The organism is Pedobacter sp. AC464 (genome assembly GCF_979253075.1).
Window position 1 is genome coordinate 1,010,666 of the sequence record NZ_CEEDBV010000001.1, and the last position, 16,915, is coordinate 1,027,580.

Below are 16,915 nucleotides of genomic sequence, written 5' to 3' on the forward strand. Positions count from 1 at the left end.
GGACGGATTGCATATAAATAAACTGGTTAATGACGATTACAAGCCACGGGGAAGAACTGATTTTAGACAAGGAAAGGGCTTTATACCTACCAAAACATCAATTATTAGCAATTAGCGATCTGCATTTGGGTAAATCTGCCCATTTCCGTTCAGCAGGCGTTCAGGTGCCTTCTACAATTGCACAAAACGATTTACAACGCCTAACCCTACTTATCGAAAAATACAAGCCACAAACCTTGTTAATCAATGGCGACATGTTTCATCATGGCCTAAATACCGACATTGATGAATTTGCGACCTGGAGAAGGCAGTTTAATGAATTGACATTATTATTGGTAAAGGGGAATCACGATCGGCTGGCAAATGCAGATTACAGTTCGATGCATATTGAAATCCACGAACCAAGTTTTTGTCTTGGCCCATTCTGCTTCATTCATGATGCGCCGAAGTGTACAGAAGAAGAATTATATCCGATAAGTGGTCACATTCATCCTGGCGTTACAATTGTGGGCAAGGCAAAGCAGCGTTTAAAGTTTCCTTGCTTCTATTTTGGAAAAGAGTACGCGGTTTTACCCGCATTTAGCACGTTTACTGGCTTGTACAATATTTATCCTAAAACAAACGAACACATCTTTGCAGTAACGCCTAACAATGTTTTGCAAGTTTGATTAGGCGTGCGAATCGATGATTTGTTTCAGCTGGGCTGCTTGTAAAACTCCGCTTTGGCGCCACACTTGTTTGCCTTGCTTAAACAACATTAATGTTGGCACACTTTGAACGCTGTAGGCCGATGCGGCAGCCTGATTTTTATCAATATCCACTTTGATAATGGAGACCGTGTCGCCAACCTGCGATTTCAGTTGTTCCAAAATTGGCTTCATCATTTTGCAGGGACCACACCACTCTGCGAAAAAATCTACTAAAACAGGTTTCTCACCGTTTATTAATTCAGAAAACTTAGCCATGATTTTATTTTTCTTTAGAAACAGATTGCAAGCTTTATGGTTTTAAAAAAAGGAAGTCAGGCTTTATAGAACCTGACTTCCTTGATTTAATAAATATCTAAATTTCTCTGTTAAAATCCCAGTTTTCCAGGTAATCTGCCACTCTGCGAACAAACATTCCACCCAGCGAGCCATCCACTACCCTATGGTCATAAGATAAGGAAAGGAACATCATGTGGCGGATTGCGATTACATCTCCATGTTCAGTTTCTAAAACTGCAGGCTTCTTTTTAATTGAGCCAACAGCAAGAATAGCAACTTGTGGCTGGTTGATAATTGGTGTTCCCATTACGTTCCCGAACGAGCCAACGTTTGTTAATGTAAAGGTGCCGCCTTGTGTTTCGTCTGGTTTAAGTTTAGAGGTACGTGCTCTAACCGCTAAATCGTTTACCGCTTTAGTTAAACCAACCAGATTAAGCTGATCTGCATTCTTTATAACTGGAACAATTAGGTTACCACTTGGTAAAGCGGCAGCCATACCAATATTAATGTCGCGTTTCTTAATAATTTGTGTTCCATTAACGGAGACATTAATCATCGGGAAATCTTTAATTGCTTTCGCAACCGCTTCAACAAAAATTGGTGTAAAAGTGATTTTCTCGTTTTCGCGTTTTTCGAAGGTATTTTTTACCTTATTGCGCCATAAAACCATATTCGTCACGTCAGCCTCTACAAAAGAGGTTACATGCGGAGAAGTGGTTTTACTCATCACCATGTGGTCGGCGATAAGCTTACGCATTCTGTCCATCTCAACAATCTCATCACCACCAGAAACTGATGTGGTAGATGTTTTACTCGGCACTGCAGCTGGTGCGGGCGAAGTCTTTACTTCTGCAACCGGTTGTGGTTGAGGTGTCGCTTCTGCTGGGGCAGTATTTATCTTGTTGCCAGTTCTGTTGGCAATGTAACTCAGTAAATCGTCTTTATTCAAACGACCATCTGCACCCGAACCTTTGATGGAATCAAGCTCCTGGACAGAAATATTTTCTTGTGATGCAATGCTTTTAACTAATGGAGAATAAAAACGGTCGGTTGAGCTAAAATCTGCTTGTACTGCAGTCGGTTTTTCTTCAGGAAGTTGTTCCAGACCTGGTATTGTCTCCTCTTTCTCCTCCGTAACCGCAGCTGCAGATATTGGTTCTTCGGCAGAAGCTTTACCTTCGGTTTCAATAATCGCAATTACATCGCCAACCTGTGCTACCTCATCAGCAGCGAATAACTGCTTTACCAATTTACCAGCAACTGGAGAAGGAACTTCAGAATCGACTTTATCAGTTGCGATTTCCAACACGGTGTCGTCTAAATCAATAGTGTCTCCAATTTGTTTAACCCATTTAATTACGGTTGCTTCAGCAACACTTTCACCCATCTTTGGTAACAATAATTCGTATTGAGCCATATTAAATTACAGTATTATATATTGGTATAGCGACAAAAATACAGTTTTTATTCTTTGTGTTGGTCTTCTTTTAGTAGATTTAATAACATCACCAAGGCGGAAACGGCAGATCTTTCAATGTTTTGAATGCGTTTGTTGCTGAAATTAAACACTTTAGCTACACTTTTATTTTTAGAGGCAATGGCAATCCAAACAGTGCCTACCGGCTTATCTTCTGTTCCGCCATCCGGGCCTGCAATTCCGCTTACCGCGATTGCATAATCGGTTTTAAAATGCAGGATAGCACCTTCTGCCATCTCAAGAACGGTTTCTTCGCTAACTGCACCGAATGTGTTAAGTGTACTTGTCTTTACCCCTAAAATGGATTCTTTCAGTTCATAAGCGTAAGCGACTGCCCCGCCCCAGTAAACCGACGAACAACCGGGATGCTGCGTAATCAGGTGCGCAATATAGCCACCGGTACAACTTTCGGCTGTAGATAAGGTTAATCCTTTTTCTTTCATCAGATTCAAAACCGCTTTTTCAAGGGGAATATCATCATCAACTACAACGAACTTTTTAATTTTTTCGATAATCAGTTTTGCGGCATTATCTACTTCATTTTTTAGCAAGGCCTCATTTTCGCCGGTAGCCGAAAGGCGTAATCGTACCTGGCCCAATTTTGGCAAGTAAGCAAGTTTTATGTGCCGTGGTAAACCATCTTCAATTTCTTCGATCTCTTTGGCTAAAAAAGACTCTCCAATATTTGCTGTAAGAATGGTTTTATGAATAATGGAAGGCAATTTGAATTTCGCCTTTATTCTAGGCAAAATCTCGTCATCCATTAAATACATCATCTCGTAAGGAACACCAGGCATTGAAACGAAAATCTTTCCGTTCTGCTCAAACCACATACAAGGTGCAGTTCCATTTTTGTTCACAATTACTTCGCAACCATCGGGAACATCTGCCTGTTGCATATTTATATCGATTAACGGTCGCTTATATTTTTCAAAAATTTGACGAACCATTTCCAAAGCCCCTTCATCTCTTCGAAAACCCATATTGAAATACTTCGCTAAAGTCTTTTTGGTAATGTCATCTTTGGTGGGCCCCAAACCACCCGTAATGAAAATGATATCTGCCCGTTTTTCTGCGTCGGCGAGGCTTTGAATAATGTGATCTTCATTATCAGAAACTGAGGTGATTTGCTTTACAGAAACACCGATAGCGTTAAGTTGCTTAGCCATCCAGGCTGAATTGGTATCTACGATTTGGCCAATGAGAATTTCATCACCAATGGTTATGATTTCGGCTAACATATTAATATCCTGTACTGTAAAACCCTTGTCTTTTACTCAATTTCAAATCCTGCAATATTGATGCTTTAACTTTTATAGTAACTGAATAACTCTTATATGCACCATATGGAATCCAGTTCACACTCATATCCCAGCAATGTAAATCGCGATAAATTGCCAAAGTCATAGGCGTTAAGCCTTGATTCTTAAAGTCATACCCAGAGTTAAAAGTAAATTTCCATTTTGGCGTTAAGTTAAAATCGCCATTGAAGTTTAATGTATTGGTAACGGTTTGAACACCCAAAATGTTTGAATAATCGAATCTATAAGAAAATGCAAAGTTCCATGGGATGTTAAAGTCTACAAAAGCATTCGGATCGCGGTTAACTGCATTTAATTGTTCCGACTGTAATGGAGTCATCCCCTGCTTTTCAATCTGGTCTTTGGTTTTATCGTAGGCTGCATTTTTCTTTTTAAGAGCGTCTGCATTGAAATTGTAATCAAAAGAGAAACCAATATTCTGTAACCTTGGAAGTACGCGTTTATCCTGCCAAAAATAACGATTTGTTTCTGTGGTGATACGTGTTCCATTCACAATCGTTTCCTGTAAAATATACGGATTAAAGGTACCATTATATGATACACCTAACTTATCAGTAAACTGAGAGCGCCCGCTAAAGCTAATATCTGATAACTTTCTTGTTGTTGCCAAAAAATTGTATGACCCACTAAAAGTTAGACCCTGAATTATCGGAATTTTTCTTTCGCCCGTGCCTGTAGTGTCTTTTTTCGAACGAACTTTAAGTTCTGTCGTGTTATCTAATGTAAAACCTATCGCAGCCTGCCTGCCAGAAAAAGACCCCGGAAAAGCCATCCCTTCAAATATCGAGTATTTCAATGGATTGCCGGAAGCGTCTAATAAATTAACCTTTCTTCCGTTTGCGTCTATTGCTTCTGCATATTTATAAACGCCGTTTGACGGGTCTGTAAAATCTGGCGAGTAGGTAAAACTAACGGATGGTGTCATCACATGCCTCAACTGCTTTATGTTCCCTAGATTTTTGAATTCTTTGGTTTTACCATAAATTTTTGTCGACATGCTTGTTGATAGATTGTAACTTCCACCGCGTTTAAAACCACTAATGGTATCTAATCTCGATGTATACGAACCATCAGTAAATGCGGTGTATCTTTTCTGGATACTTTGAAAATTCCAAACTTCATTATAGGTTCCACCCATGCTAAAAGTTAAATATTTCAACAGTGTAAAGTTTATTCCGAGTGGAATTGTATGGTTAAATCCTGTTTGCAGTTTTCTTAATCCGGCAGGTTTAAACAATATACTATCTACCGTATTGATGTTGTTATTTGCAATTAAACTGTAACCCACGGTAAGTTTCTGATACCATTTTTGCTCGCCGGTACGGTTTTTAGAATCGAACGGACTGATGGTAGACATGTTTAGGTTTAATGTTGGTAGCTGTAAGGCAATAGTTCCGGCACTAAAATCCTGCGTAGCACTCAAAGCGGTACTGAAATTGAATAACCCACCCGCCAAAACTTTCGAATATGCAATACTACTGTTAGAACTGTTTTGCGCAATTGCTCGCTGATCATAAGTGGCGTTGGCGGCTGTTGCTTTATAATAAGAACTGGAGCTTAAATTAACGCTCGCGGTAAATGTAGAACCCGGACTTGCATTTGGATTCTGACTATGATTCCAGCCAATCCTGAAGTTTTTACCAACGTCTTCTAATCCCTGTATACCGTTCCGCGTGCTTGCGTAGTTGATATTTATACCGCCGTTAAACTTGTATCTTTTCGTATAATTACTTTGCAAAGAGCCTTCGTAAGAACCGTTTGTATAAATTGTACCCAGTAATTTGGCGTCCCAGTAATCGTTTAGGCCTAAGTAATATCCAAAATTTTGAAGAAAAAATCCTCTTGTAGCATCCTCACCTGGCGTGGGCAACATAATGCCCGAAGTTCGTTTGTTTTGTTTTGGGAAAAATGCAAAAGGTAAGGCGAAGGGCGTTGAAACATCCTCAATTTTCATGTAAACCGGACCGGTGATAATTGTTTTTTCTGTCGCGATACCTTTGCTAATCATTAACCCGAAATGCGGATGTGGCAAATTACAGGTACTGTACATCATATTCTTGATATGCACCTCATCATCAGCCTGTTTTTTACTTTGTCCGCCGGAGAAAAATCCTCCCTCTTGTTCAGAAAAAACACCAAAAACCTTTGCCCTCGTCGTTGCTGAGTTATAGTAAAGTGAATCGGCCATGGCTGTGCCTTCAGCCCCAGACTTAAATATCGGTTTTCCAACGTATCGCTTAGATTTCGGGTCTGTTCTTCCGCTGGCAAAAATTATATTGTTTTTTTGGTCGTATCTAATGTAATCTGCATCCAACTCAAAGTCGCCATAGGTAACCCGGGCATTACCATACATGTATATGATGCTTTTATCTTTACTCATTTTCACAGAGTCCCGGGCTTTGTACTCTACTTTTTTATCCAGGTCGCTGTTATTTTTAGTTATTACTTTAGAAGTATCCTTCTTGATTGTGTCTTGTTGAACCACCTGCTGCAATGAAAATGCCGAAAATGCGTTAGCTTTATTAACGTTGAGTGTTAATAAAATGACAGAAAATAGTAAAATAGAGTTGCTAAGAAGTTTCAAATTCGTATTTGAATGTTATTTTTGCACAAATGTTTAATCAAAAACGTTCAAAATTAGTGAAAAATATACCATTGATGTATCTTAAAAACCTTTTAACACTTATTATTTGTTTAGTACTATTCAATACGATTGATAATCAGGCGATTGCGCAGGAATATAAAATCAAAACAATTGTAATTGACGCCGGCCATGGCGGTAAAGATGGCGCTACCCATGGCGTATATTCCAGGGAAAAAGATGTTGCGTTAAAAACAGCGCTTAACCTCGGCAAAGCCTTACAAGATAGTATTAAGGATATTAAAATAATTTACACCCGGCAAAGCGATGTTTTTATTCCTCTTTACGAGCGAATAAACATTGCAAATAATGCCAAAGCAGATTTATTCATCTCCATACACTTAAATGATATGCCTGTTCGGGTATCAAGAGTGGTAGATTATTACAAAAAAGTAAAAGGAAGAAAGGTTCCTGTTTATAGAACAGTTACTTCAAAAAGTACATCAACCCGCGGAACAGAGACTTTTGTTTCTGGTATGGGCCGGATGGACGAACAGGACGAGGTTATCAAAAGAGAGAATGCTTCGATGTTTCTGGAGGATAATTACCAAAAGAACTATGAAGGTTTTATCGCCAATACCCCGGAAAATGATATCATGGTTTCGATAATGAAACAAACCAACAGAGACAGGAGTTTGAAGTTCGCATCGATGATTCAACAAGAATATATAAGTGCAGGCCGAATTAACAGAGGCGTGCAGGAAAAGAGTTTGGCCGTTTTGGCAAGGGCATCTATGCCGGCGGTGCTTACCGAAATTGGCTTTGTTAGTAATCCGGAAGAAGAAGATTATATGAATTCTCCAGAAGGACAAAACGAAATTGTAGGTGGCATAATCAGAGCAATAAAAAATTACAAACGCTTGGCAGAAACATCCTTCTAAAACATCCTAAATGAGTAGTAAGCTCTTAACAGTACTTTTTCTTGGTCTAATTTATAGTCACATAGCCTCAGCACAAGGCTATAAAATAAAAACGATTGTTATTGATGCAGGGCATGGCGGCAGAAAACCGGGCGCCTCTGGTAGCTTTTCTACTGAAAAGGATATTTCATTAAAGGTGGCTTTAAAACTTGGTGCAAAGCTAAAAGACGAACTTCCTGATATTAAGGTGATTTATACCCGTAAAAAGGATGTAGATGTGGATTTGTACCGAAGGGCGGAAATTGCCAACAATGCAAACGCAGATTTATTCATCTCTGTACATTGCAACTCAATGCCACCAGGAAACAAACACATTAAAGGAGTAGAAACTTTAGTGGCAGGTTCTCACCGATTGAAAGAACAGGATGCAGCCATCAGGGAAAATGCGGATATCAAGCTGGAAAAGAATTACAAGAGCAAGTATGATGGCTACGATCCAAATAACCCTGCCTCTTCCATCCTTTTGTCGCTATTAAAAAATGCCTTTCGCGATAAAAGTATTAAGTTTGCAAAATTAATTCAAAACAGCTACATCAGCAGAGATGAACGTTTAAGTCGCGGCGTTAAAGAGCAAGGCGTTTTAGTATTACAACGATGCGGCATGCCTGCAGTTTTAACCGAAGTAGGCTTTATCTCAAATAAGGATGAAGAAAAATATATCAATTCTGAAAAAGGGCAGAATGAAATTGCAGCATCCATTTTGGCAGCGATAAAAACCTACAAGAAAAATATAGAGGTTAATTAACTGGCATTATAAATGTAGGCCATTTTAGAATTTTATAAAAAATACCAAACAAAACTAACGATGTAAACATTATGTAATCGTAATTACATATTTAACCGTCGAAAATAAACTATAGCGCTCTTGCAAGTATTAATTAGTAATTTTAGCACTTGTAGCCATTAAATAAAAACACTCATGAAGATTAAGAACGAAACCAAAGTAGGGATTTTAGCTGCATTTGCCATTGCTTTGTTAATTATTGGATACAACTTTTTAAAAGGAAATTCAATTTTCTCTAGTGAAACTACACTACTTGCCAGATATACCAGGGTTGATGGACTTACAGTTTCTAAGCCAGTTTTGATTAACGGTTATCAAATCGGAAGGGTAGCGAAACTCCAGCTAGAGCCCGGAGGGACAATTCTGGCAACACTAAGCATCAATAGCAAATACGAAATTCCAGAAAACAGCATAGCAAGGCTGGAAGGTACCGACCTTCTTGGCAGCAAAGCAATCGTCATGTCTTTAGGTAATTCTAAAAAAATGGCAGAAGATGGTTTCACCCTCAACGCAAATGTTGAGAAAGGTTTAATGGAGCAGGTGCAACCCGTTCAAAAGAAAGCAGAGCTAATCATCGGTAAAATGGACTCTATTTTAAGTAGCGTAAACTCTATACTTAATCCAAACTTCCAAAAAAATGTTGATAAAAGTTTCAATAGTATCGCCGGAACGTTAGCATCATTAGAAACCACTTCGAAAAAGGTTGACGGATTAGTAGGTTCTGAAAGTGCACGTATCGAAGCTATCTTTAAAAATGTTGAAGGAATTACAGCTAACTTAAATAACAATAATAAGAAAATCAGCGATATTTTGACGAATATAAATACTGTTACAGATAAGTTTGCTGCAGCAAATTTCAAAGAAACGCTCGATAATGCCAACAATGCGATAGCAGATTTGCAAAGCGTTATTTCAGGAATTAAAGGCGGTAAGGGAAGTTTAGGTTTATTATTGAATGATGATAAAATGTACAATAACTTAAATAGCGCTTCTAAAAACCTTGACGAGTTAATGATTGATTTGAAAGCCAATCCTAAGCGTTATGTTCATTTCTCTGTATTTGGAGGTGGCAATAAGAAAGATAAGTAATTGTTAATCGAATAATAAAATAGAAAGGCTTACAGTAATATGTAAGCCTTTTTTGTTTTAAAAGGAATTGCTCAACGCTGTTATGGAGCAAACATGGCAATGCGAATTTGTGAAGTGTTGCTGTTTATAACTGGAAGGTTTTACCCTCAATTGCAAGCTCAGTATTCTCAAAAACTGATTGTGTTTCTTCGAGCAACATCTGCAACGTTTTATACCGGGACGAGAAGTGACCGATAATCAACTTATCAATTCGGTTGATTTTAGCAATTTCTCCGGCCTGAAGGGCTGTTGTATGGTGTGTTTCATTCGCCCTGTCTAAAAGCTCGTGCATAAACGTAGCTTCATGGTAAAGTGTATTACATCCAGCTATAACCGGAAAATACCGCTCGTCATACATCGTATCTGAACAATAAGCATAACTTCTTGGCGGATCTGGCGGGGTTGTGTAATCTTCGCTCCTCAAAACTTTACCATCAGGCAGTTCTACATCCAGGCCTTTTTTCAAAGCTGTATAGTACGCCATTGGAATTTCTTCTGTTAGCTCCTTAATCAGTTTACGCTGTCTTTGTTTTTGCTGGAAAACAAAACCTGTTGTTGGAATGCGGTGATTTAAAACAATCGTTTTAACAATTAAATCCTGATTTTCAAATATCAACCTGGATTCATCTGCCTCAATTGGAAAAAATTCCAGCGGATACCTTAAACTGGTATCAGAATATTTGAATTGAATTTCGAGTATCTCTAAAAGTGGCTTCGGACCGAAAATCTGCATTGCTTTAGTTCTGCCGTTTAAGTGCAAACTTGAAAGTAAACCGATTAGACCAAAGTAATGGTCGCCGTGTAAGTGGCTGATGAAAATATAATCTATCCTTGCAGCTTTTAAATTGTATTTTGTAAGCTGCTGCTGGGTGCCTTCTCCGCAGTCTATCAAATAAAATTTTTCGTTACAATTTAAAAGCTGTGCCGATGGGTTCCTGTTAAAAACGGGAGTTGCCGAACTGCTTCCAAGAATGGTAACTTCGAATTTCATATTATTGTTATATAAAAAGCCTCGTAGGTTTTTGAAAACTACGAGGCCTCAATTTATGTAAAACGTACTTATTTATCGCCTCTAAATTCTTTTTCCAACTCATCCATGAAAATGAAATCGGTAGCCTCCTCTAATGTATTAACAAACGTAACAGATTGAAATATGTTTGATAATTCTATAATAGGCGCAATTTCTTCGTTTACAGCGGTTACAATAAATAAACCACCCGCAGATTTACAAAGCCTGTCGCCAACCAGCAAACAACTTAAATCTTGCGCATCGGTGCACTCTTTTACATGGCTCAAATCGACAATAATATTTTTAAAACCCTCTGCATTAAGTAAATATAATTCTGATTTTAAACCTGGAGCGTTTTCATTCGTAAACTTGGGCTCTTTGAGCTTTAAGGTTACATATTTATCGTGTTTATCTACTGAAAATTTCATCTCTACTAATCTTTATTTTGCTAATGTATAAAAATTTAAAGTGTTTCCAAAGCCTTTAAAACATTGCTTTCTATGCGGGCTGAAATTGCATCAGCACCTGCTTTTATAAACTTTTCGCCAACAATTTTTTCATAAAGTTCAATATATCTTTCAGAAATTGAATTCACTATTTCGGGTGTCATCTCTGGAACTGACTGCCCGTCTTTGCCCTGGAAGCCATTTTCTATCAACCATTTCCTCACAAATTCTTTCGAAAGTTGTTTTTGAGGCTCATCAGCATTTTGGCGCTCTTGATAGCCATCAGCATAGAAATAACGCGACGAATCTGGAGTGTGAATCTCATCAATCAGGTAAATCATACCATCAGCTTTTCCGAATTCGTATTTAGTGTCAACTAAAATCAAACCACTTTTGGCAGCGATTTCCGTTCCGCGTTGATAAAGGGCGTAAGTGTATTGTTCTAATTGTTCATAATCATTTAAAGAAACAATTCCCTTTGCCAAAATATCCGCTCTTGAAATGTCTTCATCATGGCCAACAGATGCTTTTGTAGTTGGCGTAATAATTGGCTGGGGAAGTTTGTCATTTTCCTTTAAACCATCCGGCAGCGACACGCCACAAACCGAACGTTTTCCTGCGCTATATTCACGCCAGGCATGACCAGCCAAATAACCTCTAATCACCATTTCAACTTTAAACGGCTCGCAGATACGGCCAATTGTTACCATTGGGTCTGGAACAGATAATACCCAGTTTGGAATGATATCTTGTGTGGCTGCTAGAAATTTCGCTGCAATCTGATTTAAAACCTGCCCTTTAAAAGGAATTGGCTCTGGCAAAACAACGTCGAACGCCGAGATACGGTCTGACACGACCATTACCATAACTTTATCGGCTATCGTGTAAACGTCGCGTACTTTGCCCTTATAGAAATTGCTCTGGTTTGGAAAATTGAAATTTGTTTCTTTTTGTGCTTTCATGTGGCGATAAAATTAAATAAAAATTCGGAAAGTTAGCGGGCCAATGCCGAAACCGGAAGATTAAACTTGCAAAAGAAAACCCCGTAGCTTAAGTGCTGCGAGGTTTAATCTTTTTAATCTGTACTTTAACTTCGTTATTCTTTGTTAAACTTTCGCCTTACTGAATATCGCCGTAAGCTTTGAGTATGTCCTTAACCAGTTTGTGACGAACAACATCTTCTCCGCTCAGATAGATGATATCGATGCCCTTAATATCCTCGAGGATACGTAATCCATTGAACAAGCCAGACATTTGTTTTTTAGGTAAATCTATCTGCGTAACATCACCCGTAACAATAAATTTCGCCGTTGGCCCCATCCGCGTCAAAAACATTTTCAACTGCATGTCTGTAGCGTTCTGTGCCTCATCCAGAATAACGAAACAATTGTCTAACGTACGGCCACGCATAAAAGCTAAAGGTGCTATTTCGATGGTTCTGTTTTCGATGTAAAACTTGAGTTTCTCTGCAGGAATCATATCGTCCAGCGCATCATAAAGCGGGCGCAAGTATGGGTCGATTTTCTCCTTTAAATCGCCGGGTAAGAAACCAAGGTTCTCCCCCGCCTCTACTGCCGGGCGGGTTAATATTATGCGTTTAATTTCTTTGTTTTTTAGAGCACGTACGGCCAGCGCAACCGCTGTATAGGTTTTACCCGTTCCGGCAGGACCAATTGCAAAAAGAATGTCGTTTTTTGCAATACTACTTACCATTTTCCGTTGGTTCGCCGTTCTTGCTTTCACCAGCAATCCATTTGTACCGAAAACAATTACTTCGCCGCCACCACCGGTTGGCTGCTCCACGTCTTTTTTCGCAACGCCGGCAGCTTTAGCACCTAAAATAGATTCGACATCGTTATTTGTTAGCGAACTGTACTTTTCGAGATGCGCAACCAGCTGATTAAATTTTTCTTCAAATGCCTTAAGTTCCTGTTCATCACCAAGAACCTTCACATCACTTCCCCTCGCTACCAGTTTTAACTTCGCGAAAGCACCTTTAATCATTTCGTAATTCTCGTTATTTGGCCCCCAGAAGTGAGCAGGATTTACCGTGTCAAGAGATAATTTTAATTCGTTCAAACTGTAGTATTTTAAAAAGTTATCGGGGTATATTAATTAAAATTTGAATATTTGCAGACGCTTAGGCCTGTACACAAGAATAAGCAATAATAATGAATTTTTAATGGGGATAATTACTTTAACAACAGATTTAGGTTCGAAAGATTTTTACCAGAGTGCCCTTAAAGGTAGTCTGTTAAATCTTATGCCTAATGTTAATTTAGTTGATATCACCCACGAGGTTCCATCATTCAACATTTCTTATGCAGCATTCGTTTTAAAGAATGCATATCCATATTTTCCGAAGAATACTGTGCATTTAATTGGCATCGATTCGGTGTACAGCGAAAATACAAAATACATCGCTATTAAGCATCGCGACCACTATTTCGTTGGCGCAGATAATGGAATATTTTCTTTGCTTTTTGATGATGTACCTGAAGATGTAGTTGAGCTGAACATTATGCAAGACCTAAAATATCTTCACTTTCCTTTAGTTGATATTTTTGTAAAAGCGGCTACGCATTTAGCGAAAGGTGGAAAATTAAAAGACATTGGTTTACCTGTAGCAGAGATTGAGCAAAAGATGCTTTTACATCCTGTTATCGAGCGTGATATCATTCGTGGCAGCGTTGTCTACATCGACACTTTCTGCAATGTAATAACGAACATCACCAAAGACCTCTTCACAAAAATCCAAAAGAACCGCGACTTTACTTTATACTTTAGAAAAAGCGAAACCATAACGCAGCTAAGCTGGCATTATAACGAAGTACAGGAAGGCGAAAAACTTTGCTTATTCGGAATCAGTAATCATCTTGAAATCGCCATTAACAAAGGTAAAGCAAGTGGTTTACTTGGCTTGCACCTCGGCGACATTGTAAGGGTTGAGTTTCATCCTTAGTTTGTTGGTTTATTGGTTTAATTGTTCATTAGTTCAATTGTTCACTGGTTCAGTCGTTTTTGGTTCAATTGTTCACTGGTTCAGTCGTTTATTGGTTAGTTGTTTATTGGTTCTGTTGTCAAATATTGATTGGTTATCGGGTTGAAAATCATTGCATGCTGGCGGAGTAATAGAAATTGTTAAATAGCCGACTTGCAAATTAAATGAACAAATGAACTGCCAAGCCAATGAACCTTTTAAACGACTTTCCAAACAACTTTTAACCTTTACACGTTTATATCAGATGAAGAAATATTTCTATTTTGTTTGCATTATATTTTTAAATTTTCAGGGTTTTGCCCAGCAGGATACCACCGCATTTGCTGCCCAACGCGTTAAGGTAAATTCCTTGCTGGCGGAGCGCAGTTCGAAATTTGGGCAATATGATGAAAGTTTAAATCAAAGAACCGGAATATTCGGCTGGCAAACCAAACGCGACATTAAAAACTCGAACGAAATTTTACGACAGGTTGTGCTCACAGACAATAATATTTTTAAAGAACTGAAAATATTAATGGACTATAAGGATCTACAAAATCAACAGAAGGTCGCTGTAGCGGATAATTCTCAGGAACGACTGGAAAATTACATGCAAACAATTAAAAAGCTACAGGATCAAAATGAGGAATTGAATAAAGAGTTGAGTAAACAAAGTAAAAGCTGGTCAACCTACATCATCATTTTATTGATTTTAGTAATAATTAGCGGCTTTTATTTTTACAGTAAGAAATTGCAAAAATACAAGAAGTATGAAAAAAGCGCTATTTAAAACGCTGGTGAGAATTAATAAGGCAATTTTACCAAGTTTGTATAAGAAAGATCCGAATAAACTAACCAGCCTTCAGAAAGCACTGTTAGGTTATCGGTACTGGGTGTTAACTAAAGCCTTAGATTAAAAAAGTCATTCTGAGCTTAATCGATAACAAGTTCGTTGATTAAGCCCAGAATGACCAAACTATTATTTTTTGAAATGCTCAATAATTAAGGTGGCAAGTTCTGTACCGATACGCTCTTGCGCCTCATTGGTTGATGCACCAATATGCGGTGTCAATGAAATTTTCGGATGGCTTAGAATTTCAGCCAGAGGCGTTGGCTCATTATCAAATACGTCTAAACCAGCAAAAGCAATCTTGCCAGAATTTAAAGCTTCAATCAAAGCTGGCTCATCAATGGTTCCGCCACGAGAACAATTTACAATTCCAACACCATTTTTCATTCTGGCAAATTCCTCAGCGCCCAGAATCGGTTTATCTGCAAATGGGGTGTGCAGACTAAGGAAATCGCTGCCAGCAATCACTTCGTCTAAAGAGATCGTTTTTATAGGAATACTTACCGATTTCCCGCCCTGGAATTCCAAGGTGATTTCGGCATCTGCCGGATACAAGTCGTAGGCCAAAACATTCATTCCCAATCCCAAAGCAACTTTGGCCGTAGCACGACCGATGCGACCAAAACCAATAATGCCTATCGTTTTCCCACTTAGTTCTGTCCCTTTTGCGTAAGCCTTTTTTAAGTTGTTAAATTGTGTTGCACCTTCAATTGGCATTTTTCGGTTTGCATCCTGTAAAAACCTAATACCAGTAAACAAGTGTGAAAAAACCAATTCTGCAACAGATAATGAAGATGCAGCTGGCGTATTGACCACAGCAACGCCTTTACTGCGGGCATATTCAACATCAATATTATCCATACCAACACCGCCCCTTCCAATCAGTTTTATATTCGGAACAGCATCAATTAGTTCTTTTCTAACTTTAGTTGCGCTGCGCACCGTAATGGCATCATAGTTTTTTAAAGCTTCTGCCAATTGGTCTTGCGGAACGGTTTCGGTATCAACCTGAAAACCTGCTTTTTCTAGTAACTCTTTTCCGATAGGATCTATCCCATCGTTTGCTAATATCTTAATCATTGTTATTTACGACTTTCCAGATTTTGAAAACAGATGGCTCAAAAGATGCATCTGTAGCTCTGTGATTTGATAAAAATCTTAATTTGCCTTTGCTTGTTTCTCTTCAAATGACTGCATTGCATCAATAAGTGCATGAACGCTTGTAATTGGCAATGCATTGTAGATTGATGCACGGAAACCGCCAACACTTCTGTGGCCTTTAATGCCAATGATGCCCTGATCTTCTGCGAATTTTAGAAATGGTTTCTCCAATTCGGCGTTTTCCGTTACAAAACAAATGTTCATTTTAGAGCGATCTTCAACGGCACAAGTGCCTTTAAATAACGGGTTACGGTCAATTTCTCTATAAAGTGCTTCAGCCTTTTGCTTATTTTCTTTCTCAATTTCGGCAACGCCGCCTTTTGATTTTAACCAACGCAGGTTCAATAAAGCCACATAAATGGAGAAAACCGGTGGTGTATTATACATTGAACCATTATCAATGTGAGCCTGGTAATTTAACATCGATGGAATTTTACGCTCAATTTTACCAAGTGCATCGTTTTTCACAATTACAATGGTTAAGCCTGCCGGACCAACATTTTTTTGTGCCCCAGCATAAATCAAATCGAACTTAGAAACGTCGATAACCCTGCTCATAATATCAGATGACATATCGCAAACAACAGGAACACTTGTTTCAGGAACATTGAAAAGTTCCGTTCCATAAATCGTGTTGTTTGATGTGTAATGAAAATAAGCGCTATCTGCCGGAATTTCAAAACCTTTTGGAATGAACGTATAATTTGCATCTTTTGAGGAAGCAACGACATTAACGTTCCCTATAAACTTAGCTTCCTTTAAAGCCTTTGTTGCCCAAACGCCAGAATCAAGATAACTTGCTGTCTGCCCATCGCCCAACAAATTCATCGGAACCATGGCAAATTGCAAACTTGCACCGCCCTGTAAAAATAAAACGGAATAACCTGATGGCACATTTAATAACTCTTTCACTAACTTATCAGCTTCAGCAACAACTGCCTCAAATTCAGTTGTTCTATGCGAAATTTCTAGAATTGATAGTCCATCATTAAAATCCAAAACTGCCTGTGCAGCTTGTTTAAACACTTCTTGAGGTAAAATACAAGGGCCTGCGCCAAAATTATGCTTCATCTTATTATATAAATGATTATGGCTGTAAATGTAAAATTTTTAAAGCAGTTATGGCCAAAAAATCGTATTATAAAAAATTAAAATTTGCTAAAAATTAGGCTGATTTTCTAAGTTTTATTGCACTTTTTGCAATAGTTTAA

The 16,915-nt window shown here is 38.4% G+C and carries 17 protein-coding genes; 7 read left to right on the plus strand and 10 right to left on the minus strand.

Going from position 1 to position 16,915, the window contains the following annotated elements; translation table 11 throughout:
- Positions 1–29 precede the first annotated feature (29 nt).
- Entirely contained in the window at positions 30–668 is a 639-nt protein-coding gene (gene pdeM, locus AC0IWT_RS04345; protein WP_471796145.1) for a ligase-associated DNA damage response endonuclease PdeM, read from the plus strand.
- On the opposite strand, the gene trxA is transcribed toward pdeM, so the two are convergent.
- The 4 genes from trxA to AC0IWT_RS04365 all read right to left on the minus strand — a co-directional run bounded on the left by trxA (position 669) and on the right by AC0IWT_RS04365 (position 6,369).
- Positions 669–965, minus strand: coding sequence for a thioredoxin (gene trxA / locus AC0IWT_RS04350; RefSeq protein ID WP_056870355.1), 297 nt, complete (start codon positions 963–965; stop codon positions 669–671).
- A 97-nt stretch (positions 966–1,062) separates the two neighbouring features.
- On the minus strand, positions 1,063–2,403 hold the full coding sequence (locus AC0IWT_RS04355; protein ID WP_471796146.1) for a dihydrolipoamide acetyltransferase family protein: 1,341 nt from the start codon (positions 2,401–2,403) through the stop codon (positions 1,063–1,065).
- Positions 2,404–2,450: 47 nt separating this feature from the next.
- Positions 2,451–3,704 (minus strand): competence/damage-inducible protein A, encoded by a 1,254-nt coding sequence (locus AC0IWT_RS04360; protein WP_471796147.1) that lies wholly within the window; start codon positions 3,702–3,704, stop codon positions 2,451–2,453.
- A gap of 1 nt (position 3,705) precedes the next feature.
- Positions 3,706–6,369, minus strand: a complete 2,664-nt coding sequence (locus AC0IWT_RS04365; protein ID WP_471796148.1) for a putative LPS assembly protein LptD — start codon at positions 6,367–6,369, stop codon at positions 3,706–3,708.
- A 74-nt stretch (positions 6,370–6,443) separates the two neighbouring features.
- On the opposite strand from AC0IWT_RS04365, the gene AC0IWT_RS04370 reads away from it, so the two are divergent.
- The 3 genes from AC0IWT_RS04370 to AC0IWT_RS04380 all read left to right on the plus strand — a co-directional run bounded on the left by AC0IWT_RS04370 (position 6,444) and on the right by AC0IWT_RS04380 (position 9,219).
- A complete protein-coding gene (locus AC0IWT_RS04370; RefSeq protein WP_056870398.1) occupies positions 6,444–7,307 on the plus strand; it encodes an N-acetylmuramoyl-L-alanine amidase family protein in 864 nt (287 codons plus the stop codon).
- Positions 7,308–7,317: 10 nt separating this feature from the next.
- Positions 7,318–8,091 carry an N-acetylmuramoyl-L-alanine amidase family protein gene (locus AC0IWT_RS04375; RefSeq protein WP_471796149.1) on the plus strand — a complete coding sequence of 258 codons (774 nt, stop codon included), beginning with the start codon at positions 7,318–7,320 and terminating at the stop codon, positions 8,089–8,091.
- Between the two features lie 174 nt (positions 8,092–8,265).
- The gene (locus tag AC0IWT_RS04380) at positions 8,266–9,219 is read left to right on the plus strand and encodes an MlaD family protein (protein WP_471796150.1); all 954 of its coding nucleotides are present in this window, start codon (positions 8,266–8,268) and stop codon (positions 9,217–9,219) included.
- 124 nt (positions 9,220–9,343) lie between these two features.
- Here the strand turns inward: AC0IWT_RS04380 and AC0IWT_RS04385 are convergent, their stop codons facing one another.
- From AC0IWT_RS04385 to AC0IWT_RS04400, 4 genes are all read right to left on the minus strand, one after another.
- Positions 9,344–10,249 carry a ribonuclease Z gene (locus AC0IWT_RS04385; protein ID WP_471796151.1) on the minus strand — a complete coding sequence of 302 codons (906 nt, stop codon included), beginning with the start codon at positions 10,247–10,249 and terminating at the stop codon, positions 9,344–9,346.
- Positions 10,250–10,317: 68 nt separating this feature from the next.
- Positions 10,318–10,695, minus strand: coding sequence for an STAS domain-containing protein (locus tag AC0IWT_RS04390; RefSeq protein WP_056872284.1), 378 nt, complete (start codon positions 10,693–10,695; stop codon positions 10,318–10,320).
- Positions 10,696–10,730: 35 nt separating this feature from the next.
- Entirely contained in the window at positions 10,731–11,675 is a 945-nt protein-coding gene (locus AC0IWT_RS04395; RefSeq protein WP_471796152.1) for a phosphoribosylaminoimidazolesuccinocarboxamide synthase, read from the minus strand.
- A 157-nt stretch (positions 11,676–11,832) separates the two neighbouring features.
- Complete coding sequence (locus AC0IWT_RS04400) at positions 11,833–12,792, minus strand: PhoH family protein (RefSeq protein WP_056872286.1); 960 nt, start codon at positions 12,790–12,792, stop codon at positions 11,833–11,835.
- 103 nt (positions 12,793–12,895) lie between these two features.
- Between AC0IWT_RS04400 and AC0IWT_RS04405 the strand changes: the two genes are divergently transcribed.
- From AC0IWT_RS04405 to AC0IWT_RS04415, 3 genes are all read left to right on the plus strand, one after another.
- Complete coding sequence (locus AC0IWT_RS04405) at positions 12,896–13,675, plus strand: SAM hydrolase/SAM-dependent halogenase family protein (RefSeq protein ID WP_056872287.1); 780 nt, start codon at positions 12,896–12,898, stop codon at positions 13,673–13,675.
- A 211-nt stretch (positions 13,676–13,886) separates the two neighbouring features.
- Entirely contained in the window at positions 13,887–14,483 is a 597-nt protein-coding gene (locus AC0IWT_RS04410; RefSeq protein ID WP_471796153.1) for a hypothetical protein, read from the plus strand.
- Entirely contained in the window at positions 14,464–14,610 is a 147-nt protein-coding gene (locus AC0IWT_RS04415; RefSeq protein ID WP_200940365.1) for a hypothetical protein, read from the plus strand. The genes AC0IWT_RS04410 and AC0IWT_RS04415 overlap by 20 nt, the downstream gene beginning before the upstream one ends.
- Before the next feature lie 62 nt (positions 14,611–14,672).
- Here the strand turns inward: AC0IWT_RS04415 and AC0IWT_RS04420 are convergent, their stop codons facing one another.
- Both AC0IWT_RS04420 and serC read right to left on the minus strand, forming a co-directional pair.
- The gene (locus AC0IWT_RS04420) at positions 14,673–15,623 is read right to left on the minus strand and encodes a D-2-hydroxyacid dehydrogenase (protein WP_471796154.1); all 951 of its coding nucleotides are present in this window, start codon (positions 15,621–15,623) and stop codon (positions 14,673–14,675) included.
- Positions 15,624–15,701: 78 nt separating this feature from the next.
- Complete coding sequence (gene serC / locus AC0IWT_RS04425) at positions 15,702–16,775, minus strand: 3-phosphoserine/phosphohydroxythreonine transaminase (RefSeq protein ID WP_471796155.1); 1,074 nt, start codon at positions 16,773–16,775, stop codon at positions 15,702–15,704.
- Between the last annotated feature and the right edge of the window lie 140 nt (positions 16,776–16,915).

Excerpts from the sequence above, each read along its gene's own strand:
- pdeM (WP_471796145.1), top strand. The coding sequence starts at position 30 with ATGACGATTACAAGCCACGGGGAAGAACTGATTTTAGACAAGGAAAGG.
- trxA (WP_056870355.1), bottom strand. The coding sequence starts at position 965 with ATGGCTAAGTTTTCTGAATTAATAAACGGTGAGAAACCTGTTTTAGTA.
- AC0IWT_RS04355 (WP_471796146.1), bottom strand. The coding sequence starts at position 2,403 with ATGGCTCAATACGAATTATTGTTACCAAAGATGGGTGAAAGTGTTGCT.
- AC0IWT_RS04360 (WP_471796147.1), bottom strand. The coding sequence starts at position 3,704 with ATGTTAGCCGAAATCATAACCATTGGTGATGAAATTCTCATTGGCCAA.
- AC0IWT_RS04370 (WP_056870398.1), top strand. The coding sequence starts at position 6,444 with ATGTATCTTAAAAACCTTTTAACACTTATTATTTGTTTAGTACTATTC.
- AC0IWT_RS04375 (WP_471796149.1), top strand. The coding sequence starts at position 7,318 with ATGAGTAGTAAGCTCTTAACAGTACTTTTTCTTGGTCTAATTTATAGT.
- AC0IWT_RS04380 (WP_471796150.1), top strand. The coding sequence starts at position 8,266 with ATGAAGATTAAGAACGAAACCAAAGTAGGGATTTTAGCTGCATTTGCC.
- AC0IWT_RS04385 (WP_471796151.1), bottom strand. The coding sequence starts at position 10,249 with ATGAAATTCGAAGTTACCATTCTTGGAAGCAGTTCGGCAACTCCCGTT.
- AC0IWT_RS04390 (WP_056872284.1), bottom strand. The coding sequence starts at position 10,695 with ATGAAATTTTCAGTAGATAAACACGATAAATATGTAACCTTAAAGCTC.
- AC0IWT_RS04395 (WP_471796152.1), bottom strand. The coding sequence starts at position 11,675 with ATGAAAGCACAAAAAGAAACAAATTTCAATTTTCCAAACCAGAGCAAT.
- AC0IWT_RS04405 (WP_056872287.1), top strand. The coding sequence starts at position 12,896 with ATGGGGATAATTACTTTAACAACAGATTTAGGTTCGAAAGATTTTTAC.
- AC0IWT_RS04410 (WP_471796153.1), top strand. The coding sequence starts at position 13,887 with ATGAACTGCCAAGCCAATGAACCTTTTAAACGACTTTCCAAACAACTT.
- AC0IWT_RS04415 (WP_200940365.1), top strand. The coding sequence starts at position 14,464 with ATGAAAAAAGCGCTATTTAAAACGCTGGTGAGAATTAATAAGGCAATT.
- AC0IWT_RS04420 (WP_471796154.1), bottom strand. The coding sequence starts at position 15,623 with ATGATTAAGATATTAGCAAACGATGGGATAGATCCTATCGGAAAAGAG.
- serC (WP_471796155.1), bottom strand. The coding sequence starts at position 16,775 with ATGAAGCATAATTTTGGCGCAGGCCCTTGTATTTTACCTCAAGAAGTG.